At 64.4% G+C, this 21571-nt stretch carries 20 protein-coding genes and 3 riboswitches; of the genes, 14 read left to right on the top strand and 6 right to left on the bottom strand.

Annotated features, from left to right (window positions below; genetic code table 11):
- The first annotated feature begins 58 nt into the window (after window positions 1-58).
- Entirely contained in the window at window positions 59-472 is a 414-nt protein-coding gene (locus BLT86_RS01180; RefSeq protein ID WP_092374291.1) for a PaaI family thioesterase, read from the top strand.
- 93 nt (window positions 473-565) lie between these two features.
- Here BLT86_RS01180 and BLT86_RS01175 read toward each other — a convergent pair whose 3' ends face one another.
- Window positions 566-1441: an AraC family transcriptional regulator gene (locus BLT86_RS01175; RefSeq protein WP_064494289.1), complete on the bottom strand. Its 876-nt coding sequence runs from the start codon at window positions 1439-1441 to the stop codon at window positions 566-568.
- Window positions 1442-1570: 129 nt separating this feature from the next.
- Between BLT86_RS01175 and BLT86_RS01170 the strand changes: the two genes are divergently transcribed.
- The 6 genes from BLT86_RS01170 to mmsB all read left to right on the top strand — a co-directional run bounded on the left by BLT86_RS01170 (window position 1571) and on the right by mmsB (window position 8734).
- Window positions 1571-3067, top strand: a complete 1497-nt coding sequence (locus tag BLT86_RS01170) for a CoA-acylating methylmalonate-semialdehyde dehydrogenase (protein WP_021488416.1) — start codon at window positions 1571-1573, stop codon at window positions 3065-3067.
- 97 nt (window positions 3068-3164) lie between these two features.
- Window positions 3165-4412 (top strand): ABC transporter substrate-binding protein, encoded by a 1248-nt coding sequence (locus BLT86_RS01165; RefSeq protein WP_017677855.1) that lies wholly within the window; start codon window positions 3165-3167, stop codon window positions 4410-4412.
- Window positions 4413-4418: 6 nt separating this feature from the next.
- On the top strand, window positions 4419-5582 hold the full coding sequence (locus BLT86_RS01160; protein WP_092374288.1) for an acyl-CoA dehydrogenase family protein: 1164 nt from the start codon (window positions 4419-4421) through the stop codon (window positions 5580-5582).
- A gap of 62 nt (window positions 5583-5644) precedes the next feature.
- A complete protein-coding gene (locus tag BLT86_RS01155) occupies window positions 5645-6463 on the top strand; it encodes an enoyl-CoA hydratase (protein ID WP_017677857.1) in 819 nt (272 codons plus the stop codon).
- Between the two features lie 159 nt (window positions 6464-6622).
- The gene (locus BLT86_RS01150; protein ID WP_092374285.1) at window positions 6623-7726 is read left to right on the top strand and encodes an enoyl-CoA hydratase/isomerase family protein; all 1104 of its coding nucleotides are present in this window, start codon (window positions 6623-6625) and stop codon (window positions 7724-7726) included.
- A gap of 123 nt (window positions 7727-7849) precedes the next feature.
- Window positions 7850-8734, top strand: a complete 885-nt coding sequence (gene mmsB, locus BLT86_RS01145; RefSeq protein WP_092374282.1) for a 3-hydroxyisobutyrate dehydrogenase — start codon at window positions 7850-7852, stop codon at window positions 8732-8734.
- Between the two features lie 99 nt (window positions 8735-8833).
- Here mmsB and BLT86_RS01140 read toward each other — a convergent pair whose 3' ends face one another.
- Window positions 8834-9079: a DUF1145 domain-containing protein gene (locus BLT86_RS01140; RefSeq protein WP_017677860.1), complete on the bottom strand. Its 246-nt coding sequence runs from the start codon at window positions 9077-9079 to the stop codon at window positions 8834-8836.
- A gap of 264 nt (window positions 9080-9343) precedes the next feature.
- A complete protein-coding gene (locus BLT86_RS01135; RefSeq protein WP_092374279.1) occupies window positions 9344-11131 on the bottom strand; it encodes an alkyl/aryl-sulfatase in 1788 nt (595 codons plus the stop codon).
- A gap of 97 nt (window positions 11132-11228) precedes the next feature.
- On the opposite strand from BLT86_RS01135, the gene BLT86_RS01130 reads away from it, so the two are divergent.
- Entirely contained in the window at window positions 11229-12149 is a 921-nt protein-coding gene (locus BLT86_RS01130; protein ID WP_092374276.1) for a LysR family transcriptional regulator, read from the top strand.
- 8 nt (window positions 12150-12157) lie between these two features.
- Here the strand turns inward: BLT86_RS01130 and BLT86_RS01125 are convergent, their stop codons facing one another.
- The gene (locus BLT86_RS01125) at window positions 12158-12580 is read right to left on the bottom strand and encodes a hypothetical protein (protein WP_074859390.1); all 423 of its coding nucleotides are present in this window, start codon (window positions 12578-12580) and stop codon (window positions 12158-12160) included.
- A gap of 232 nt (window positions 12581-12812) precedes the next feature.
- Window positions 12813-12930: riboswitch (guanidine-I (ykkC/yxkD leader) on the top strand.
- A gap of 52 nt (window positions 12931-12982) precedes the next feature.
- On the opposite strand from BLT86_RS01125, the gene BLT86_RS01120 reads away from it, so the two are divergent.
- The 3 genes from BLT86_RS01120 (at window position 12983) to BLT86_RS01110 (ending at window position 16174) form a co-directional block, all read left to right on the top strand.
- Window positions 12983-14044, top strand: a complete 1062-nt coding sequence (locus tag BLT86_RS01120; RefSeq protein WP_021488410.1) for a putative urea ABC transporter substrate-binding protein — start codon at window positions 12983-12985, stop codon at window positions 14042-14044.
- Window positions 14045-14215: 171 nt separating this feature from the next.
- Window positions 14216-14316, top strand: a riboswitch (guanidine-I (ykkC/yxkD leader).
- 185 nt (window positions 14317-14501) lie between these two features.
- Window positions 14502-15317, top strand: coding sequence for an ABC transporter permease (locus tag BLT86_RS01115; RefSeq protein WP_092374273.1), 816 nt, complete (start codon window positions 14502-14504; stop codon window positions 15315-15317).
- A gap of 41 nt (window positions 15318-15358) precedes the next feature.
- Window positions 15359-16174, top strand: a complete 816-nt coding sequence (locus BLT86_RS01110; RefSeq protein WP_051037325.1) for an ABC transporter ATP-binding protein — start codon at window positions 15359-15361, stop codon at window positions 16172-16174.
- 301 nt (window positions 16175-16475) lie between these two features.
- Here BLT86_RS01110 and BLT86_RS01105 read toward each other — a convergent pair whose 3' ends face one another.
- Window positions 16476-17408 (bottom strand): hypothetical protein, encoded by a 933-nt coding sequence (locus tag BLT86_RS01105; RefSeq protein WP_017677867.1) that lies wholly within the window; start codon window positions 17406-17408, stop codon window positions 16476-16478.
- Window positions 17405-18430, bottom strand: a complete 1026-nt coding sequence (locus BLT86_RS01100; protein ID WP_092374270.1) for an isopenicillin N synthase family dioxygenase — start codon at window positions 18428-18430, stop codon at window positions 17405-17407. Before BLT86_RS01100 ends, BLT86_RS01105 begins: the two co-directional genes overlap by 4 nt.
- A 333-nt stretch (window positions 18431-18763) precedes the next feature.
- Window positions 18764-18861: riboswitch (guanidine-I (ykkC/yxkD leader) on the top strand.
- A gap of 68 nt (window positions 18862-18929) precedes the next feature.
- Here BLT86_RS01100 and BLT86_RS01095 point away from each other — a divergent pair.
- The 3 genes from BLT86_RS01095 to BLT86_RS01085 all read left to right on the top strand — a co-directional run bounded on the left by BLT86_RS01095 (window position 18930) and on the right by BLT86_RS01085 (window position 21454).
- On the top strand, window positions 18930-19997 hold the full coding sequence (locus BLT86_RS01095) for a putative urea ABC transporter substrate-binding protein (RefSeq protein ID WP_064494282.1): 1068 nt from the start codon (window positions 18930-18932) through the stop codon (window positions 19995-19997).
- 81 nt (window positions 19998-20078) lie between these two features.
- Window positions 20079-20807, top strand: a complete 729-nt coding sequence (locus BLT86_RS01090) for an urea amidolyase associated protein UAAP1 (protein WP_017677870.1) — start codon at window positions 20079-20081, stop codon at window positions 20805-20807.
- Window positions 20808-20818: 11 nt separating this feature from the next.
- Window positions 20819-21454, top strand: coding sequence for an urea amidolyase associated protein UAAP2 (locus BLT86_RS01085; RefSeq protein ID WP_092374267.1), 636 nt, complete (start codon window positions 20819-20821; stop codon window positions 21452-21454).
- Window positions 21455-21571: the final 117 nt, after the last annotated feature.

The raw sequence follows: 21571 nt of genomic DNA, 5'->3' as shown, positions 1-21571 counted from the left end.
TTGTCCGCCCTCTGGAGCAGGTTGAGACTCTTCTGCACCGCACCATGCAGGAGGTCATATGAGCGACTCGAACGGTATCAGCCGTGAACGCCTGGAACAGGCGCTCGCCCACTCCACCTTCGCCCAGCTGCTCGGCGCCGAACTGCTCGACTTCGCGCCGGGCCGGGTCAGCCTGCAGGTGCGCAGTCGTCCCGACCTGTGCCAGCACCATGGCTACATGCATGGCGCGGTGGTCGGCTTCATGGTCGACAGCGGCTGCGCCTGGGCAGCAGCGTCGATGGTCGGCGACGTGGTCACCAGCGAATACAAGCTCAACCTGCTCGCACCGGCGCTTGGCGAACGCCTGCTGTGCCGCGCCGAAGTGCTCAAGGCCGGGCAGCGCCAGGCCGTCTGCCGAGCCGATGTGTTCGCAGTAAAGGACAGCCAAGAAAAGCTCGTCGCCACCGGCCTGGCCACCATTGCTCGGGTGTAGGGCGGATTCAGGAGCGAAGCGAACAATCCGCCGACCGCCCCGGATTGCATGCGGGCTACCTCCGCGCCGGACATGCTACGTGCCCTCACCTATCTAGCCCTGATGCAGCGCCCGGTAATGACTGGGCGCCATGCCCACTACCTTGCGAAACAGCCGTGAGAAGTAATAGGGATCGTCGTAGCCAAGCTGCTCGGCGACCTGACGCACTTCGGCATCACCGCGGTCGAGCAGGCGGCAGGCCAGGGCCATCTTCAACTGGATGAAATCCTGGATCGGCGCATGGCCGGTCAGCGCGCGGTATGTCTTGGCGAAGTGAAAGCGTGACAGCCTGAACTGTGCGGCCAGCTCATCGAGGTTGAGGCTGCCGTGCAGGTGCGCACGCATCACCGCCTGCACCGCCTCGATATCCAGCACGCGGCCGGACTTGAGGTTGACCCGCGCCGGCAGCACCGCCAGGGAGCTGAGCATCGCCTGCAAACGGTGCGCGGCATGGATGAAGGGCAAGACGTTGAGGCCCTGACGCTGCAAACCCAGCAACGCCTCGAAATCGCCGATCAACCTGGGCTGCACGCCGATACGCCGCAGCGTCTGCGCGCCCAGCAGACGCAGAAAGTCCTCGCTGAGACTACCGTCGAAGTGCACCCAGTAAATCGTCCAGGGCTTTTGTCCATCGGCGCCATAGGCATGCGGCGCGTCCTTGGGCAGCAGCAGCAGATCGCCAGCAGCAACCTCGAATCGTCCATCCGCTACTTCCAGCCAACCACTTCCTGAGCGGCAATAGATCAGCAGATGATCGTCCGGGTGCAGGCGTCGCATCTGGTGCCCGGCCGCTTCCGGGTAGAAGCCGATGGCCAAGGGATAGCACCCAGTGCTCAAAGGATGGCGTGCCAACAAGCGGCGCAGGCGCGGCGGAGTGATGAAGCGTTGCCCACCGACGGGCAACGGCCAATTGGAGGTTTCCACCCGCATCCCCACTGCATCACTCCTTTGCATCCCGATCGAATGACAAGATCGTCCATCCCAAGACCAAGATCGTCAATCCACAAGCGGGCATCGAATGGCTATAAAGAGCCCATACAAGAACAACAGGAGGCGACCATGCCCCGCACGCTACCGCAACTGATCGACGGCCAATGGCAAACCAGCCAGGCTCGTGAGCTGATCGAAGTCACCGACCCAGCCACCCAGGAAGTGATCGCCCTAGCCCCCAAAGCCACTGCCGAGGAAATCGAGGCCGCAGTGGCCAGTGCGCAGAAAGCCTTCCTCGCCTGGCGCGAGGTGCCGGTATCGGAGCGTGCCCGCCTGATGCTGCGCTACCAGCACCTGCTCAAGGAACACCACGACGAGCTGGCGGAGATTCTCGCGGCGGAAACCGGCAAGACCTTCGCCGATGCCAAGGGCGACGTCTGGCGCGGCATCGAAGTGGCCGAACACGCCGCCAATATCGCCAGCCTGATGATGGGCGAGACGGTGGAAAACGTCGCCCGCGAGATCGACACCGCCAGCTGGATCCAGCCACTGGGCGTGTGCGTCGGCATCACCCCGTTCAACTTCCCGGCGATGATTCCGTTGTGGATGTTTCCGCTGGCCATCGCCTGCGGCAATACCTTCATTCTCAAACCCTCGGAACAGGACCCGATGACGCCCAATCGTCTGGCTGAACTGTTCCTCGAGGCCGGCGCACCAGCCGGCGTACTGCAGGTGCTGCATGGCGGCCGCGAGCAGGTCGATGCGCTGCTGGTGCACCCGGCGGTGCGCGCGGTGTCCTTCGTCGGTTCGGTGACGGTGGGCCAGCACGTCTATCGCACCGGTACCCAGCATTTGAAACGCGTGCAGGTCTTCGCCGGGGCCAAGAACCATATGGTGATCATGCCTGACGCACCGAAGGATCAGGTGCTCAGCAACCTGCTCGGCGCCAGCTGTGGCGCGGCCGGGCAGCGCTGCATGGCGATCAGCGTGGCAGTGTTCGTCGGCGAATCGAAACAGTGGATCGATGAGCTGGCAACGCAGATGGCCGCGCTGCGTCCTGGCCACTGGCAGGACAGCGGCGCCGCCTACGGCCCGCTGATCAGCCCGCAGGCACGCCAGCGCGTGCTGCGCCTGATCGAACAGGGCAAGGCAGAAGGCGCCGAGTGCCTGCTCGACGGTTCGCAGTGCACGGTGGAGGGGTATCCGAATGGCAACTGGGTCGGGCCGACGCTGTTCCGTGGCGTGACGACGAAGATGGGCCTGTACCGCGAGGAGATCTTCGGCCCGGTGCTGGTGTGCATGCAGGTCGACACCCTGGAAGAGGCCATCGCACTGGTCAACGCCAGCCCTTACGGCAACGGCACCAGCCTGTTCACCCGCTCCGGCGGCGCTGCGCGGCATTTCCAGCATGCGATTGAAGTCGGCCAGGTGGGCATCAACGTACCGATTCCGGTGCCGCTGCCGTTCTTTTCCTTCACCGGCTGGAAGGGCTCGTTCTACGGCGACCTGCACGCCTATGGCAAGCAGGCGGTGCGTTTCTATACCGAGACCAAGACGGTGACCAGCCGCTGGTTCGACGACACGCCGCTCGGCGATGGCCCGAACATGACTATTCAGCTGAAATGAGAACTGGGTGAGCGTTTCTTAGACTAATAGACGATCACTCGAACTGGACGAGCGGCGTAAAACAGTTCTCTGCAGAACAAAAACAAGGAGAACTGCAATGCGCCAACTGTCCGCCACGCTGGCCCTGTGGGCCGCACTTACCGCCTGTGCGCAGGCTGCCGAGCCGATCACCCTCGGCCTCAACTATCCGCGCACCGGACCATACAAGGAGGAGGGATTGGCGCAGATGCGTGGAGCCCTGCTGGCCATCGATGAAATCAACGCCGCTGGCGGTGTGCTGGGACGGCCCTTGCGCCTGTCCAGCAAGGACACTGCCTCGCGTCCGGCCAAGGCCGAGAAGAACGTCGACAAGCTGGCCGCCGAGGGCGCGGCGATGCTCTTCGGCGGCTCCTCCAGCGCGGTCGCCATCGCCGCCGGCAAGCGTGCCAGGCAGCATGGTCTGCTGTACTTCGGCACCCTCACCTACTCCAACGACACCACCGGCAAGGATGGCCATCGCTACATGTTTCGCGAGTGCAACAACGCCTGGATGAGCGCCAAGGTACTCGGCCAATACCTGAGCAAGACCCTGCCGAACAAGCGCTACTTCTATGTCACCGCCGACTACACCTGGGGCCACACCAGCGAGGCGTCGCTGCGCCAGGCCACCGCCACCGACAATGCCGCCCAGCACGCCAGCGTACGCATCCCCTTCCCGGGTGCGCGCCTGGCCGACTATCAGGACGCGCTGACCCAGGCCGCTGCCAGCAACGCCGAGATCCTCGCCCTGGTGCTGTTCGGCGAGGATCTGGTGCGTGCCATGCGCGTCGCCAAGGATCTTGGCCTGACCGAGCGCATGCAGATCGTCGCGCCGAACCTGACCCAGAGCATGGTCGAACAGGCCGGTCCCAACCTGATGGCAGGCGTGATCGGCACCGAGCCCTGGACCTGGCGCGTGCCTGCGCTGGAAAAATCCGCGCGTGGCCAAGCCTTCGTCGAAGCCTTCAAGACCCGCTACGAGATGTACCCATCCAGCTCCGCCGCCTCGGCCTACAGCATCGTTCAACAGTGGGCCGACGCCGCTACGCGAGCCAAGAGCCTCGACAGCGAAGCGCTGATCAAGGCGCTGGAAGGCCACCGCTACACCTTGCTCAAAGACGAACAGCAATGGCGTGCCTTCGACCACCAGAACCTGCAGACGGTCTACGCGGTAAAGGTCAAGCCGCGCGACGAGGTACTCAAGGACCCGCTCAAGCAGGACTACTTCGAAATCGTCGACCGCCTCGATGCCAGCAGCGCGCTGCCCAGCCTCGCCGAGTGGCAGGCCGAGCGCCGCGCTGGCGGCCAACCCCTGACCTTACAATGAGATGCCATGGACTTCGAACTCAGTGATGAACAACGCCTTCTGACCGACAGCGCCCGCGCCTTCGCCGCGCGGGAGCTGACGCCCCACGCCGCCGAGTGGGATCGCGAGCAGCACTTCCCCGTCGAGGTGATTCGCCGCGCTGCCGAACAGGGCTACCTGGCCCTGTATCTACGCGAAGAGGATGGCGGCCTGGGCCTGTCCAGGCTGTCCAGCTCACTGATTTTCGAACAACTGGCGGCTGGCTGCGTGGCCACCACCGCCTACCTGACCATCCACAACATGGCCACCTGGATGCTCGCCAGCTTCGCCGACCAGGCGCTGAAGGATGCCTGGTTGCCGGGGCTGATCAACGGCCAGTCGCTGGCCTCCTACTGCCTCACCGAACCGGACGCCGGCTCCGATGCCGCCCACTTGCGCACCCGTGCCCGGCGCGACGGCAACGACTACGTGATCGATGGCAGCAAGTGCTTTATCTCCGGTGCGGGAAGCACGCAGGTACTGATCGTCATGGCGCGCACCGGCGAGGATGGTGCCAAGGGTATTTCCTGCTTCCTGGTACCTGCCGATGCGCCCGGCGTACGTTACGGACGCAACGAGGACAAGATGGGCTGGAAGGCGCAGCCGACCCGCACCATCACCTTCGAAGGTGTGCGCATCCCTGCCAGCCATCGCATTGGCCCGGAAGGCGAAGGCTTCGTCTACGCCATGAAGGGCCTCGATGGTGGGCGTCTGAATATCGCCAGCTGCTCGCTCGGCGCGGCCCAGGCAGCGCTGCAGCAAAGCCTGCGCTACGTAGAAGAACGCAAGCAGTTCGGCAAGGCGCTCAGCGAGTTCCAGGCTTTGCAATTCAAGCTGGCCGACATGCTCACCGCCCTCACCGCCAGCCGGCAGATGGTGCGCCTGGCCGCGCACAAGCTCGACCATGGCCACGGCGAGGCCAGCCTCTACTGCGCCATGGCCAAGCGCTTCGCCACCGACCACTGCTTCGACGTGTGCAACGAGGCCCTGCAACTGCATGGTGGCTACGGCTATCTGAATGACTATCCGCTGGAACGCTGGGTACGCGACGCCCGCGTGCACCAGATACTGGAAGGCACCAACGAGATCATGCGGGTGATCGTCGCCCGCCGCCTGCTCCTGCAGGGCGGCATGCTCGATCGCCTGTTGTAGCCGTTTTCCCCTCTCCCACCTCTCCTATTAATGGGGAGGGGCGAACATTGACGAGGAATGCTATGAGCACTGCAATCGAAACCTATAAATCCGGCATCTTCGACCTGACCCACAAGCTCACCGTCGAGAAGCACGGCCACACCGCGCTGATCACCATCAATCATCCACCGGCCAACACCTGGGACCGCGACTCACTGATCGGTCTCAAGCAGGTGGTCGAGCACCTCAATCGTGACGACGAGGTGTACGCCCTGGTGGTGACCGGCCAGGGGCCGAAGTTCTTTTCCGCCGGTGCCGACCTGAACATGTTCGCCGATGGCGACAAGGCCCGTGCCCGCGAGATGGCCCGACGCTTCGGCGAGGCCTTCGAGACCCTGCGCGATTTCCGCGGCGTGTCCATCGCCGCGATCAACGGCTACGCCATGGGCGGCGGCCTGGAGTGCGCGCTGGCCTGCGATATCCGTATCGCCGAACGCCAGGCACAGATGGCCCTGCCGGAAGCCTCCGTGGGTCTGTTGCCCTGCGCCGGTGGCACCCAGGCCCTGCCCTGGCTGGTCGGCGAAGGCTGGGCCAAGCGCATGATCCTCTGCGGTGAACGCATCGACGCCGAAACCGCCCTGCGCATCGGTCTGATCGAGCAGGTGGTGGACACCGGCGAAGCCCGTGGCACTGCACTGCTGCTGGCATCCAAGGTGGCGCGGCAAAGCCCGGTAGCGGTACGTACCATCAAACCACTGATCCAGGGTGCCCGTGAGCGTGGCGCCAACACCTGGCTGCCGGAGGAACGCGAGCGCTTCGTCGATCTGTTCGATGCCGACGACACCCGCGAGGGCGTCAACGCCTTTCTGGAAAAACGCGACCCGCAGTGGCGCAACAAATAAATCCTGGGAGCTAGCTCCGCTCGCGAATCAGGCGACGTCATCTTTTCGCGAGCAGAGCTCGCTCCTACCGTCTCGTAGGGTGGTCGTCGCCTTTTACGTCCACCACAAACCCGTAAGGTGGATGGATAAACCGTCATCCACCCTACGCAGGAAGCCCCTATGAACCTGCAATTCGAAGAACGCCCCAGCCTGCATGGCTACCGCATCGGCATCGCCAGCCTGGACGCCGAGAAGAGCCTCAACGCCCTCTCCCTGCCGATGATCGAAGCACTCGACGAACGCCTGAGGGCCTGGGCAGAAGATCCGACCATCGCCTGCGTGATGCTGCGCGGCAACGGCCCCAAGGCCTTCTGCGCCGGCGGCGATGTCGTGCGACTGGTCAATCAGTGTCGCGAACAGCCAGGCGAAATACCGGCCCTGGCACGACGTTTCTTCGCCGACGAATATCGCCTCGACCATCGCATCCACACCTACCCCAAACCCTTCATCTGCTGGGCCCACGGCTATGTGCTGGGCGGCGGCATGGGCCTGATGCAGGGCGCCGGTATCCGTATCGTCACCCCGAGCAGCCGCCTGGGCATGCCGGAAATCAACATCGGCCTGTACCCGGATGTCGGCGGCAGCTGGTTCCTCGCTCGCCTGCCGGGGCGCTTGGGCCTGTTCCTTGGCCTCACCGCCGCCAGCATCAATGCCCGCGATGCGCTGGACCTGAACCTGGCCGACCGCTGCCTGCGCGACGACCAGCAGGACGCCCTGCTCGAAGGCCTGGTGCAACTGAACTGGCGCGAACAACCCGCGGCGCAGCTGCACAGCCTGCTGCGCGCGCTGGAGAACGAAGCGCGCAGCGAGCTGCCGGCGGCCCAATGGTTGCCGCGCCGCGAGCGTATCGACGAGTTGCTCGACGTCGCCGACCTGCCCGCCGCCGTTCATGCCATCAGCGCCCTGCAGGCGGATGACGACGCCCTGCTCGCCCGCGCCGCCAAGACCCTGGCCCATGGCTGCCCGCTGACAGCGCACCTGGTCTGGGAGCAGATCCGCCGCGCCCGCCATCTGTCGCTGGCCGAGGTATTCCGCATGGAATACGCCATGAGCCTGAACTGCTGCCGCCACCCGGAATTCCCCGAAGGCGTGCGCGCCCGCCTGATCGACAAGGACCAGACGCCGCATTGGCACTGGCCGGACGTGGCCACAATCCCCACCGCCGTGGTCGAAGCGCACTTCGCACCGGCCTGGGACGGCGAACATCCGTTGGCGGACCTGTAGCGTACGGATCGGTGCGCACGGCGCACCCTACATGTAGCCCGGATGCGCTCCGGGAGAGCTCACAAGCAATCCTCGAACAATGACAATCGATGCGCGAAGCGCCCAATAGAAAGGAAAGCTGCCATGACCCAAACCGCCTTTATCGGCCTCGGCCACATGGGCCTGCCCATGGCCCGTAACCTGCTCCGGGCGGGCTATCCGCTGAAAGTCTTCGACCTGGTGCGCAGCGCCGTCGACACGCTGGCCGGCGAAGGTGCCGTGGCGGCCGATAGCGCCGCCGACGCCATCGATCAGGCAAAGGTGGTGATCAGCATGCTGCCGGCCAGCCGTCATGTGGAGGGCCTGTACCTGGGCGACGACGGCCTGCTTGCGCGGCTGCCCGCCGGCACACTGGTGATCGAGTGCTCGACCATCGCCCCGGAGTCCGCGCGCAAGGTGCACGCCGCCGCCCGCGAGCGCGGTATCGCTCTGCTCGATGCACCGGTATCCGGCGGTACCGGCGGCGCGGCAGCCGGCACCCTGACCTTCATGGTCGGTGGTGAGGCGCAGACACTGGAAAGAGCCCGGCCAATGCTCGCCGCCATGGGCAAGAACATCTTCCACGCCGGCCCGGAGGGCGCCGGCCAGGTGGCCAAGGTATGCAACAACCAGGTGCTCGCCGTGCAGATGATCGCTACTGCCGAAGCCATGGCCATGGGCGTGGCCAACGGCCTGGAGCCGGCCGTACTGGCGGAGATCATGCGGCAGAGCTCCGGCGGTAACTGGACGCTGGAGAAATACAACCCCTGGCCCGGAGTAATGGAAAACGCCCCTGCCTCGAAGGGCTACAGCGGCGGTTTCATGGCCGAGCTGATGGCCAAGGACCTCGGCCTGGCCCAGGAAACCGCCAGCCACAGCGGCAACAGCACACCGATGGGTGCCCTGGCACTACAGCTCTACCGCCTGCTGCTCAAACAGGGCAAGGGCAAGCAGGACTTCTCGGTGGTGCAGCAGTTATTCGTGGAATAGAGTCCTGTAGGAGCCAGCTTGCTGGCGGTGTCTCGAACGGATCGCCGGCAAGCCGGCTCCTACAGGAATTGCGACACCCCAGCTGCTCGGCCTCACAGTTCAACGCAAGTGTTGTAGATGGAGCATGCCGAACAGCAGTACCTGCAGGCGTTGCCACCATTGCGCGGGCAACCCCTGCAGACGCGCGCGAAACAGCAACAGCTCACCGACGTGCGCCAGCAATAGCAGCAGCGCAGCCCAGTTGACCCAACCGCCAAGCGGGGTGGCGAAGGGGTAGAACAGATTGAGCAGCGCCACCAGCCAGAACATGGCCAGGGCGCCTTTGGCGAAAGACAGCAGGTTCATCGGGAGCCTCCGAATGGATGAACCTGAAGTGTGACCGGGCGGTTGGCAGGAGACCGCCCTTCTTTCGATGGGAACGCCCCGTAGGAACCTCGACTCACGGCGAATGGCAAGCACGACGTCAATCTTGCCGTACAGCCGCAATCGTTTCGCGCCGGGGCGACGCTCCTACAGGGCGGATTGCGAGGTCGTGCCCCTACCCTGTAGGAGCCGCGCCCCGCGGCGAATGGCAAACACAACGCCGATCTTGCCGCTTCGCACCGAGGGCTAACGCAGGGTCAGTCCGAATGCCTCGTCGCTGAAGTCGAAGCAATTGAGGAAGCGACGAATCTCCAGCAGGTTGCCGTCGACCTTCACATCGCCGAGCAGCGCGCCCTTGACCAGGCCACCCTCACCGGTCAGCAGGGTTTCCATGAAGCGCTTGTCCATGCTCAGGCGCAGAGCAGTGCCCTCGGGAATACCCTTGTGCAGTTGCGCGACACCGCGCCGGACCTCCAGCGTCCATTGCTCATCGACGTCGGGAAAGCTGAAACCCAGGGTCAGCTCGACATCACCGGCCTTCTCCGGGTCGACACGGGTCACCCAGTTCTGCAGGAAACTCTGCGGGGTGAAGCTGCGCACCATGTCCGGCGAGAGGAACACCTTGCGCATCTCCACCGAGCGCTGGCGGATGACATCGCCGTTAAGCTTGCCCTCCAACTCCATGGCGCTCATCAGGTACCAGTTGCGCCAGTTGATGTTCATGCTGGCGTAGCCCAGCTTACGAAAGCTGCGCGCCTTGATCTCGCGCGCCAGCGTGTCTTCGTGGTCGACACGAATGGCATAGCCGGCCAGCTCGGCGGCCCATTGGTAGTCGCCCTTGAGGTAGGCATTGCCAGCTTCCAGCAGCAGTTTCTCGCGGCCACCAGCCAGGGCAATCAGGCGTTCGGCGTACTGCCTCGGCGGGGTCGGGTCGAGTGCCACCGGGTCACCCTGGAACCAGCCCAGATAGCCGTTGTAGATCTGCCGCACGCTGTGTTTCACCGTGCCGTAATACTCACGCAGGTAGGGCGTGTAACCGGCCAGGTGCGGCGGCAGTTTGACCTTCTCTACCAGTTCGTCGGGCGTCAGGCCCTTGTTCATCCAGCGCACGGTCTGGTCGTGGATATAGGCGATGCCATCGCGGGTCATGCGCAGCACTTCCTCGACCTTGTCCTGGCCGCTTACCGGCCGACCATGCAGCGGCACCATGTACTCAGCCTGGTAGGCACGCAGCTTGTCCAGGCTCTCGACCCATTGCACCGGGTCACGGAACTTGGTGCCGCGCAGCGTGTGGATGTTCGGCAGCGTCGGGCCCTGATCGACCTCGGCGCTGATCAGCACGCGGTTGGCCGGTAGATACAGGGTGATCTCGTCCGGCGCCTCGCTCGGCACATGTAAAAACTGCACGTCGAGGCCGGCGATAGTGGTATCCAGGCGCTCGCCGAAGGTCACGGTCGGCGCGATGAAGGACGACGGCTCCGGCTTGGCCAACGGACCGATACCACCGTTCATGCCCTCCTGATCGCTGGCCGGCAGGAAGGAACCGAAGCTGTATGCCGAACGTACGCCGAGAATCGGCCCGACCAGCGCGCCCTGCGCCACCACGTTCTGCAGCAGGGTCTCGTGGGCGTAGATCTGTACCTCGCCGCGCTCCACCTGCTCGCGGCTGACGAACGCCTGCACGCCGTTGATGTGATCCGGGTGGAAGTGGGTGTAGACCACTGCTCTGACCGGCTTATCTGTGAGCTTGCGAAACTCGGCCATGATCTTGCGCGACTCGCTGACCGACTCGCCGGTGTCGACGATGATCAGCCCCTGCGGCGCCTCGATCATCACCACGTTGCCCAGTTGCCAGCCGACTGCCGAATAGACGTTGTCGGCGACACGATAGACCTGCTGGGCGAACACCTTGGTGTGGGCAGCCAGTTCGGCGTTGATGCTGGGTTCGATACGCTCGGCCGGCAGCTCGGCATAGGCGCTCAATGGCAGGGCGGCAGCCAGCAGCAGGCCGCTGAAGCGAGAGAATGGGCTCATGGCATTGGAAGGTCTTGTTGTTGGAATGCTGGCAGGTTGGCAAAGGCCGTCCGATAATTCCAATGCATTCGAATAGACCAGTTAATGCAGGAAGCGCATGAACGATCTACGCCAGCTCCGTCACTTCGTCGCCCTCGCCGAACACGCGCATTTCGCCCGCGCCGCAGCGGCTGTGCACCTCAGCCAGCCGGCGCTGAGCCGCAGCATCCAGGCGCTGGAGAGCCAGCTGGACTGCACCCTGGTGGATCGCCACAGCCGCGGCGTCAGCCTCACCGCCCATGGCCACCTGGTACTGGAACATGCGCGCCGCCTGCTGGCCGGCAGCCTGGCGCTGAGCAACGCGGTCAATCAGCTAGGCAACCTGGAGGCCGGCGAACTTCGCCTCGGCGCCGGCCCCTACCCGGCCGCGCGCCTGATACCGCAGGCGCTGGGGCAGTTGCTGCAACGCTACCCGCGGGTGCAGGTGAAACTGGACATCGCCAACTGGCTGGAGCTGCGCGACAGCCTGCTGGACTCGACCATCGAGCTGTTCGTCGCCGATATCCGTGAATTGCAGGACGACGCTCAGTTGCACATCGAACCGCTGCGCGTGCATCAGGGCGTACTGTTCTGCCGCCCGGCTCATCCGCTGCTGCAGCGGCGCAACCTGCAACTGCGCGACCTGCTCGACTTCCCGCTCGCCGGAACACAGCTGCCACAGGTGGTCGAACGCAGCCTGGGGCAGGCCAGCGGGCGAGCGCAGCCGTTGAGCGTGCAATGCGACAACTTCCTGGTACTCAAGCGCCTGGTGGCCGACAGCAATGTGCTGAGCATGGCGCCCTGGGACGTGATCGCCGACGAAGTCGATAGCGGTCAGCTAGCCCTGCTGCCGCTGTTGCCTCAGGGTCTGCATCAGCATTCGGCCTATGGCCTGGTCAGCCGCGCCGGCCACAGCCTGTCGCCAGCGGCGCAGGCCATGGTTACAGCGATTCGCCAGGTGGATGAACAGACGCCGCGCGCCGGGCACGCGGCGGATTGAGGGGAGACTTACCAGCGGCGCTCGCCGCTACGGCGTTGTTCGTTATTGCTGCGCCCGTTGGAGAAACGATGCTGCGTGTTGCTGCCTGCCTCCCAGCCGCGCTGAATCTGCCCGCTGCGATGCTCCTGACGACGCTGGTCGCGGCGATAGTCATGTCGCGGCTGCTGGTGCTTGTAGCCGTCGCGATACCGGTGATCGTGGCCGTAGTGATGACGCGGCGGCGGCGCCGGAACGTAGCGCGGGGGCGCCGGGTAGTAGGTATGCCGACGCTCCTCGTAGTAGTAGCGTGGCGGCGGGTTGTAATCGCGCCGATAGCCGTCGTAGTACCGGTAGCCATGGCCGTGGTGATAACCACGGTCGTAGCCTTCGCCATAAACGGCGCAACCGGAAAGCAGCAAGAGCAACGCGGAAAACAGCATCTTGTAGGGCATGGCGGCCTCCTGTGACCGCTGGGTCGACGCCGACCGATGTCGGCCTCCGGGACGGTGATCCCTGACGCATCAGACAGCGCGCCCGCAACAGGTGCGATTCACTTCGTCGGCTGTGACCGACGGCGCAAAACCACAAGAGCACAGGACAATTGTCCTGTCGCTGGCATGGCATTCGCTTGCTCAGCGCCGCGGAAAGCCGATCCATGCACAGGATCGTCAGTGGTAGCGAATCGTAATGGCCGACTAGGGTTCCGGCTCGTCAAACGGCGAGTGGCTGGTCCGAGAGTGGGCGACCTCATGCAGCGGCGGGATGCCGCGGGGTTACACGGCGGGACAAAAGCCCGGGAGAACGCGCAGCCAGGCTGCCGGCTTTCCCGCTTTCGGCCATGACCCGAGGTTTCCATGTCCATTCGCTCCCTGCTCACCGTCCTGCTCTGTGCCTGCCTGCTTGGCGCTCCGACAGCCCAGGCCGCGCCTAAAACCTTCAAGCTGTGCTGGTCGATATTCGCCGGCTGGATGCCCTGGGGCTACGCCGCCGAACAGGGCATCGTGAAGAAGTGGGCGGACAAGTACGGCATTGACATTCAGGTGCAGGAAGTGCCGGATTATGTCGCCTCCATCGAGCGCTACAGCGCCGGCCAGTTCGACGCCTGCAGCATGACCAACATGGACGCCCTGACCATTCCCGCTGCTGCCGGCAAGGACAGCACCGCGCTGATCATCGGCGACTTCTCCAATGGCGCCGACGCCCTGCTGCTGCGTGGCAGCGGCAAGAGAATCCAGGACCTGAAAGGCAAGAGCGTGCTGCTGGTGGAGAACTCGGTTTCGCACTACCTGCTCAGCCGCGCACTGGAGTGGGCCCTGCTCGATGAAAGCGACGTGACCATCATCAACGTCTCCGATACCGAAATCGCTGATGCCTTCCTCGCCGGCAAGGGCGACGCGGTGATCACCTGGAACCCGATCCTCTCCGAGATTCGGCGCAAGGCTGAGGTCAGCCAGGTGTTCAGTTCCAATCTGATTCCCGGTGAAATCCTCGACCTCACCGTGGTCAGCAGCCAGACCCTTGCCCAGCACCCAGAATTCGGCCGCGCGCTGACCGGCGCCTGGTTTGAGACCCAGCGACTGCTCGGCCTGCCCACCCCGGCCGGTCGTGAAGCCCGGGCCAGAATGGCAGCCGCCGCCGACACCACCGCGGAAGACTTCGACGCCCAGTTGGGCACCCTGCGCTCGTTCTATTCGCCGCGCAGCGCGCTGAACTTCGCGCGCACCGGCAAGCTGCCGGACCTCATGCAACGGGTCGCGCACTTTGCCGATGCTCACGGCCTGCTGGGCAAGAGCGGCATGGGCCTGACCAATCTGGGTATCGAATTCAGTGGCGAGAAGACGCTGGGCAACCCGCAGCGCATTCTGCTGCGCTTCAACCATCGCTATATGGAACTGGCCGCCGATGGGGCGCTGTAACGCCCCATCGCACAGCAGGCGCACCACGATCCGCACCAATAACGCGCACTCACAGCAATGAGCGACGACGAAACCCGCCAGCTAGGCGCCTCGGCTAGCTGGCACGATGTTCGCTACGGACCCTGCGTGCAGGAACAACCCGGCTCGCCGGGATCGCGGCACCACAATTTGCCAATAGCCGGCTAGGGTTCCGGCTCGCCACAGGCGAGCGACTGGTCCGAGAGCTAGCGACCTCCAGCGAGGTTACACGGCGGGACAAAAGCCCGGGAGAACGCGCCCCATCCGTGGGGAACCGCCGCGAACTCCTGCCCGCCCCTGTCAAACTGGAGGTTCATCATGGGTACGCCCCACTCGCATCAGCGGCAACCAGCCGTCCCCCCCAAAGGCCCGAAACCAGCGCGCTCTTGCGCTTGCTAGCTGCGCACGCATTTCGTTCCAGGCCCGACGAGGACTATCCATGCGCCTGATCAACCGCCACCCGGATCGCAGCAGCCGCCTGCTGCTGATCCTGCTGCCCTTCGCCCTGCTGCTGTTCGTCTATTTCAGCGCCTCGACCAGCCGCCTGGCTGAGAACCCCAACGACAAGCTGCTGCCCAGCGCCAGCCAGATGGCCGATGCCATCGACCGCCTGGCCTTCACCGAAGACAAACGCAGCGGCCAGTACCTGTTCTGGCAGGACACCGCCTCCAGCCTGCAACGCCTGGGTCTGGGCCTGGGCATCGCCGCGCTGCTGGGCCTGGTGCTGGGCATCGCCGCCGGTAGCGTGCCGCTGTTCGGCGCGCCGCTGTCGCCGCTGCTCACGGTGCTATCGATGATTCCGCCGCTGGCGATCCTGCCGATTCTGTTCATCGTCTTCGGCCTCGGCGAGCTGTCCAAGGTGATGCTGATCGTCATCGGCATCACCCCCTGCATCGCTCGTGACATCGAACAGCGTGCACGCGAGATTCCCGGCGAGCTGCTGATCAAGGCGCAGACCCTCGGTGCCAACTCCTGGACGCTGATCCTGCGCCTGGTGCTGCCGCAACTGATGCCACGCCTGCTGATCTCGCTGCGTCTGATGCTCGGCTCGGCCTGGCTGTTTCTGATCGCCGCCGAGGCCATCGCCTCGACTGACGGCCTCGGTTACCGCATTTTCCTGGTGCGTCGCTACATGGCCATGGACGTGATCCTGCCCTACGTCGTGTGGATCACCCTGCTGGCCTGGCTGATGGATCTGGGCCTGCGCCAGGTGCTGCGCCTGTGCTTCCCCTGGCATAAAGGAGGCAAGGCATGACCCTGTTCAGTCAACATATCGTCCCGCTAAGTGAACCTGCCATGAGCGACTCCCGTACGGCCCCTGCAAGCACAGGGAAAACCGCCTTTATCGAAGCGCGCAACCTGTGGCAGGAATACGGCGACCTGGTGGTGCTCGAACGCCTCAACATCAAGGTCGACGAGGGTGAGTTCTGCACCCTGGTCGGCGCCTCCGGCTGTGGCAAATCCACCTTTCTGCGCATGCTGCTCGGCCAGGAACGTCCGAGCCGTGGCGAACTGCTGCTGGGCGGCCAGGCGCTGCCCAACGAGCCCGATCCGAGCCGTGGCGTGGTGTTCCAGCGCTATTCGGTATTCCCGCATCTGAGCGTGCTGGACAACGTCGCGCTGGGCCTTGAGCTGCCGAAGTCGAAGCTGCTGGGCAGACTGTTCGGCGCAGCCAAACGCGAAGCTCGCGAACGCGCTGCCGAAATCCTCACCAAGGTCGGCCTTGGCCATGCCCTGAACAAGTACCCCAGCGCGCTCTCTGGTGGCATGCAGCAACGCCTGGCCATCGCCCAGGCGCTGGTGATGCAACCACGCATGCTGCTGCTCGACGAACCCTTCGGCGCCCTCGACCCCGGCATCCGCAAGGACATGCACGCGCTGCTGCTGGAGCTGTGGCAGGAAACCCGCCTGACCGTGTTCATGGTCACCCACGACCTCTCCGAAGGCTTCAGCCTCGGCACCCGCCTGCTGGTATTCGACAAGGTGCGCCACGACCCGCAGGCGCCCAACGCCTACGGCGCGCGGATCACCTACGACATCCCGCTGAACGCCGCGCGCCGGGCGCAGACACAATTGCCCAGCGAACTGGCCGAGCGTATTGCCACCCGCTGATTAAGCGGCAATTTCGGTGCGCACGGCGCACCCTACGCAGCGCAAGTGGCGTGGTAACCCGTAGGGTGCGCCATGCGCACCGACTGCGCCTCCGGTCACAGAGGCGCAGCTGTAGCTTGGCTGAAATCCGGGGATCATCGGGGCCGTTTTCCCGGATTGCAGCCGAGCTACGGAGCCGTCGTTTCGATCCAACCAAAGCGTCGCGGCTGAAGCCCCTCCCACAAATCGAGTGGTTCCGAATCCCTGTGGGAGGCGCTTCAGCGGCGAGCTTTTCAGCGGAGCATCACGCAAGCACCGATAGCTAGCTCAACACCTCGAGATACCGCGACAGCGTTTCGCTCTCCGCGGCAAACCAGCGCTGCGCCTCGCCAGTAGTCGGCGTGGCGAGATCCGCACACCAATCCGGCTCCAGCGTATCGATGATGAACGTCCGCACCACCGCCCGGCCGTCCGGGCGTTGCAGGTGCTGACAGACGCGCCCTGCTCCCGGTAGCTCGAAGCCCTCCAGCGAAACCATCTGCCCCACCCGCGCCGGCATGGTAGACAACGCCACTTGTAAACGCCCCTGCTGATCGGCGTAAGCCAGCGAAGTCTCGCAGTCGAACAACGCGGCCAAAGCCTCACCATCACCCTGCGCCCGTTCGACGCGCTCACGCAGTTGCAACGCTGACTCGCCAGGCTCTGCTCCCCGGCCATGCACCCAGCCAAGCTGCTCGCCACAGAGAATCAGGCCACCGCCGCGTTGCAGCACCTCGCCGGTTTCAGCGTCGCATTCCTCCAGCAAACGCAGACCGATCAGCGGCCCGCTGCTGGCCTGCAAACGCCAGTCCTCGACATAGGCGCCCGTGGTGCCGAACTCGATCATGCAATTGCCGATGCGATGCAACTGCGCCGGCTCCGGCCAGCGGTTGTGCAGTTGCAGGGACACGCCACCATGCCAGCTCAGATAACCGTTCTCCCAAACGCTATCGGCCACCCAGCCTTCATGGTTGGCAAGCTGGCGCAGCTCGGCGGCGCCGTAGTCCTGCCAGGCCCTTACCGGCAACGCGGGCGCATCCGGCAGGCGCAGGTCGATGGTGAAGGTGCGACTTTGCAGCCAATGCACCTGGGTACGCTCGTCGCTGCGGCCATCGGCAAAGCTGATGGTGCGGCGGCGAAAGTGCCCGAGCATCCAGTCTGGCACGCCGCCCTCGGCGCGTTGTGGGTAACGTGCAGCCAGCTCCAGCAGGTTCATACCGTCACCTCCTGGCGGGTCTGGCCGAAGCTGGACAAACCCGCGGCACCATCGGGCAGTTGCAGCGAACCATCCTCCAGCCGCTCGCGCAGATAGCGGAAGGTCTGCGCGGTCTGGGCGAACAGGTGGTCGCCACAATTCACAGGCGTGTACACACGCTCACCGCGCGCCGGCAAGCCGGTAATCGGCGCGATGCGCGTCGGGTAGTCGCAGGCGCAGAACAGCGGAAAGGCGAAACGCTCCTCGCTAACCTTGCGCACGCGGTGCGAGGTGGCGACGAAGTTACCGTTGCTGAGCACTTCGAGCATGTCGCCGATATTGATCACGAAGGCGTCCTCCACCAGCGGCACATCGATCCACTGCCCGTCGCCGTTAAGCACCTGCAAGCCTTCAGCGGTAGGCAAGAGGATGGTGAAGCACTCGTAGTCGGTGTGCGCGCCGATACCGGGACGGTCGGCCACCGGATCGGGATCGAGCGGGTAATGGATCATGCGCAACTGGCTGGTGGGCTGCCGGGTGATGCCAGCGAAGGTGTCCTCGGGCAACCCCAGCGCCAGGGCGAAGCCACGAAACAGCGTGTCGCCCAGCGCCAGCGCCGCGCGGTAGTAAGCGCCGACCTCGCGCTTGAAGTCTGCCGAGTCCGGCCACTGGGTCGGACCCAACAGCGGATAGACCTGCGCCGCCTCGGTGTAGTCGTAATTGACGTCGTAGGCCTCTTTCAGATCCTTGCTGCCGCCGACAAACTGCTCCTCGCCCTCCGGCACGTAACCGCTGTGGTTGCTCGACTGACCGATGTAAAAACGCATCTTCTCCTCCAGCGGGCGGGCGAAGAAGCGGCGCGCTTGGTCGACCAAACCGTCGCGCAGCTCACGCGAAATGCCGTGCCCGGTAATCTGCAGGAAGCCGACCTCGCGCGCGGCACGGCCCAGCTCATCGGCTACGCGCTGGCGCTCGGCAAAATGCTCGCTATACAAGCCCGAGACGTCGATCAGGGGAATCGAGGTGAAATGGGTATGCGCCATGGCAATCTCCCTTGAACAAGTGAGTTACCTGGTCGTCCAGACGAGCAGCGGGTCGGGTCGTCCCGAGAGCGGCAGCAAGGCCGCCCCTGCAACAGGGTCGATAGCGATTTCCATGCCACCGCCCTGACGCCGCCAGGGCGCGATGCCACGAGCCGAATTGCCCCCGAACGGTGCAATGAACGCCACTCAAGCCCCATCAGGCAGCACGCAAACCGCAAGCAGCCTTGCCAGAGTGCCCAGTCACGGGCATCGGCGAGCTGGCACGCTATTCGCTAAAGCTTGGGTGTGCAGGTTCTAACCGGGGTTTCCCGGAATCGCGGCACCACAATTTGCGAAATGGATGACTAGGGTTCCGACTTGCCTGGCAAGTGCTGGTCCGAGAGTCATCGACCTCCAGTGAGGTTACACGGCGGGATAAAAGCCCGGGAGAACGCGCCTTTCGAACGATTCGAAACGTGCCGCGACTCCTGCCCGTACTCACCAACACTGGAGGTTCCAAATGCGCAAGTACCGTCTGCTCTCCTTCGCCGCTGCCGGTCTGGCCGCGGTGCTCAGCTTCAGCGCTCATGCCGAGAAGAAAGACAGCTTCAGCGTCTGCTGGACGCTCTACGCCGGCTGGATGCCCTGGGGCCACGCCAGTACCTCCGGCATCATCGACAAATGGGCGAAGAAATACGGCATCGACATCGATGTCGTGCAGCTCAACGACTACGTCGAATCCATCAACCAGTACAGCGTCGGTCAGTTCGACGGCTGCACCATGACCAACATGGATGCCCTGACCATCCCCGCCGCCGGTGGTGTGGACAGCACCGCGCTGATCGTCGGTGATTACTCCAACGGCAACGACGGCCTGCTGATCAAGGGCGAGGGCAAGACCCTGGCCGACATCAAAGGCATGCAGGTCAACCTGGTGGAGCTGTCGGTCTCCCACTACTTCCTCGCCCGTGCGCTGGAGTCGGCAGGCATGAGCGAGCGTGACGTGACGGTGGTGAACACCTCCGACGCCGACATCATCGCCGCCTATACCACCCCCAGCGTGCAGGCCGCCGCCACCTGGAACCCGATGCTCGCCGAAATCATCGCCCAGCCCGGCAGCACCCAGGTGTTCGACTCCTCGAAGATCCCCGGTGAAATCCTCGACATGATGGTGGTCAATACCCAGACCCTGAAGGACAACCCAGACTTCGGCAAAGCCCTGGTCGGCGCCTGGTTCGAGATTCTCGAACTGATGCAATCCGGCACGCCCGAAGCCACCGAAGCCCTGACCGAAATGGCCAAGGCCTCCGGCACCGACCTGGCCGGCTACCAGGCGCAACTGGCGACCACCAAGCTGTTCTACACGCCGCAGGAAACCCTGGACTTCGTCACCAGCCCGGCCCTGCCGGAGACCATGACCAAGGTCGCCAACTTCAGCTTCGAGCACGGCATCCTTGGTGAAGGCGCGCGCAGCGCTGACGCCATCGGCATGACCTTCGCGGGCGACGTGACTACCGGCGACAGTGCCAACATCAAGCTGCGTTTCGACCCGAGCTACGTACAGATGGCCGTCGACGGCAAGCTCTGACCGACACTCCCCATCCCATCGCAACGATGATCAGGCGCCCCTGCCGGCGCCTGACGACCAGGCTTTGATCTCGAGGTACCCATGACTACTGCCCTCACCCTGCGCCCCACTCTCTATGAGGAAACCGTCCCCGGCGGCGGCCACACCTCATTCATCCTCAAGCGCGGCCAACTGCTGCGCATTACCGATATCGAGGGTGGCGCCAACGTCAGCCTGCTGCTGTTCAACGCCGCCGAGAAAAGCGAGCGCCTGAACCTGCCCGACACCCTCAAGGGCCAGCACACCGCCAAGCTCACCGCCGGCCACTGCTTGTACTCGGACATGGGCAAGGTGCTGGCGGCCATCACCGCTGACACCTGCGGCTGGCACGACAGCTTCGGCGGCGTGTTGAACGCCGACGAAGTGCTGGAGAAGTACGGCCAGGGCCGCTACCAGGAACTGCGCAACGGCTTCTTCCGCAACGGCATGGACAACCTGCTGGTGGAGATGGGCAAGTGGGATCTCAACCTGCTCGACCTGCTGATGAACCTCAACCTGTTCAGCCGCGTGGACGTCGACGCCGATGGCGCCTTCCACTTCCAGCCCGACAACAGCCAGGCCGGCGACTACATCGAGTTGTACGCGCCGATGGACACCCTGGTGGTGCTCACCGCCCTGCAACACCCGATGGACCCCAACCCGCAGTACGCACCCAAGCCGGTGCAACTGACCTGGAGCAAGGTCGACAGCGACGGCATCACCGTGCTCTGCCGCACCTCGCGCCCGGAGAACGGCCGCGGCTTCCACAACACCGAACGCCAGTACATCTGAGGGCTGCCGAAATGACCCTTACCGCCAGCAACCTGCATCCCGAAACCGCCGTGTTCCGCCACACCATCCCGGCGGGCGAACCCTACCTGTTCGAGGTCAAGGCTGGGCAGACCCTGCGCCTGCACGACCTCGAAGGCAACCAGGCGATCGACACCCTGTTCTTCGCCGCACGCAACCCACGTGAACGCTTCGACCCGCAGCGCACCCTGCGCAAGCAGAACAACGTCTACCTGACCACCGGCACGGTGCTCTACTCCAACCTCGGCAAGCCGCTGCTGACCATCGTCGCCGACACCTGTGGTCGCCACGACACCCTCGGCGGCGCCTGCGCGCAGGAGAGCAACACCGTTCGCTATGCGCTGGACAAGCGCTATATGCACAGCTGCCGCGACAACTTCCTGCGCGCCAGCCTGCACGACGGCCGCCTGAGCAAGCGCGACATCGGCGCCAACATCAACTTCTTCATGAACGTACCGGTAACCCCCGAAGGCGGCCTGACCTTCGAGGACGGCATCTCCGCGCCCGGCAAGTACGTGGAGCTGCGTGCCGAGACCGACGTGATCGTGCTGATCTCCAACTGCCCGCAACTGAACAACCCGTGCAATGGCTGGAACCCGACGCCAGCCGAAGTGCTGGTGTGGAACTGACGTAGGGCGGGTGAAACCCGCCAGGGCTCCAGCCGAAGTGCTGGCGTGGGATTGATGTATGGCGGGTGAAACCCGCCAAGGCCCGGCGGGTTTCACCCGCCCTACAAAATTTGTCCC

Origin of the sequence: Pseudomonas sihuiensis (genome assembly GCF_900106015.1) — a bacterium.
GTDB classification, from domain to species: domain Bacteria; phylum Pseudomonadota; class Gammaproteobacteria; order Pseudomonadales; family Pseudomonadaceae; genus Aquipseudomonas; species Aquipseudomonas sihuiensis.
This window is presented reverse-complemented; position numbering and strand designations above follow the sequence as displayed.

Coding starts and splice junctions, on each gene's coding strand:
- BLT86_RS01165 (WP_017677855.1), top strand. CDS start 3,165: ATGCGCCAACTGTCCGCCACGCTGGCCCTGTGGGCCGCACTTACCGCC.
- BLT86_RS01110 (WP_051037325.1), top strand. CDS start 15,359: ATGAGCGACTCCCGTACGGCCCCTGCAAGCACAGGGAAAACCGCCTTT.
- BLT86_RS01175 (WP_064494289.1), bottom strand. CDS start 1,441: ATGCGGGTGGAAACCTCCAATTGGCCGTTGCCCGTCGGTGGGCAACGC.
- BLT86_RS01100 (WP_092374270.1), bottom strand. CDS start 18,430: ATGGCGCATACCCATTTCACCTCGATTCCCCTGATCGACGTCTCGGGC.
- BLT86_RS01180 (WP_092374291.1), top strand. CDS start 59: ATGAGCGACTCGAACGGTATCAGCCGTGAACGCCTGGAACAGGCGCTC.
- BLT86_RS01095 (WP_064494282.1), top strand. CDS start 18,930: ATGCGCAAGTACCGTCTGCTCTCCTTCGCCGCTGCCGGTCTGGCCGCG.
- BLT86_RS01170 (WP_021488416.1), top strand. CDS start 1,571: ATGCCCCGCACGCTACCGCAACTGATCGACGGCCAATGGCAAACCAGC.
- BLT86_RS01105 (WP_017677867.1), bottom strand. CDS start 17,408: ATGAACCTGCTGGAGCTGGCTGCACGTTACCCACAACGCGCCGAGGGC.
- BLT86_RS01160 (WP_092374288.1), top strand. CDS start 4,419: ATGGACTTCGAACTCAGTGATGAACAACGCCTTCTGACCGACAGCGCC.
- BLT86_RS01085 (WP_092374267.1), top strand. CDS start 20,819: ATGACCCTTACCGCCAGCAACCTGCATCCCGAAACCGCCGTGTTCCGC.
- BLT86_RS01120 (WP_021488410.1), top strand. CDS start 12,983: ATGTCCATTCGCTCCCTGCTCACCGTCCTGCTCTGTGCCTGCCTGCTT.
- mmsB (WP_092374282.1), top strand. CDS start 7,850: ATGACCCAAACCGCCTTTATCGGCCTCGGCCACATGGGCCTGCCCATG.
- BLT86_RS01155 (WP_017677857.1), top strand. CDS start 5,645: ATGAGCACTGCAATCGAAACCTATAAATCCGGCATCTTCGACCTGACC.
- BLT86_RS01150 (WP_092374285.1), top strand. CDS start 6,623: ATGAACCTGCAATTCGAAGAACGCCCCAGCCTGCATGGCTACCGCATC.
- BLT86_RS01135 (WP_092374279.1), bottom strand. CDS start 11,131: ATGAGCCCATTCTCTCGCTTCAGCGGCCTGCTGCTGGCTGCCGCCCTG.
- BLT86_RS01125 (WP_074859390.1), bottom strand. CDS start 12,580: ATGCCCTACAAGATGCTGTTTTCCGCGTTGCTCTTGCTGCTTTCCGGT.
- BLT86_RS01115 (WP_092374273.1), top strand. CDS start 14,502: ATGCGCCTGATCAACCGCCACCCGGATCGCAGCAGCCGCCTGCTGCTG.
- BLT86_RS01140 (WP_017677860.1), bottom strand. CDS start 9,079: ATGAACCTGCTGTCTTTCGCCAAAGGCGCCCTGGCCATGTTCTGGCTG.
- BLT86_RS01090 (WP_017677870.1), top strand. CDS start 20,079: ATGACTACTGCCCTCACCCTGCGCCCCACTCTCTATGAGGAAACCGTC.
- BLT86_RS01130 (WP_092374276.1), top strand. CDS start 11,229: ATGAACGATCTACGCCAGCTCCGTCACTTCGTCGCCCTCGCCGAACAC.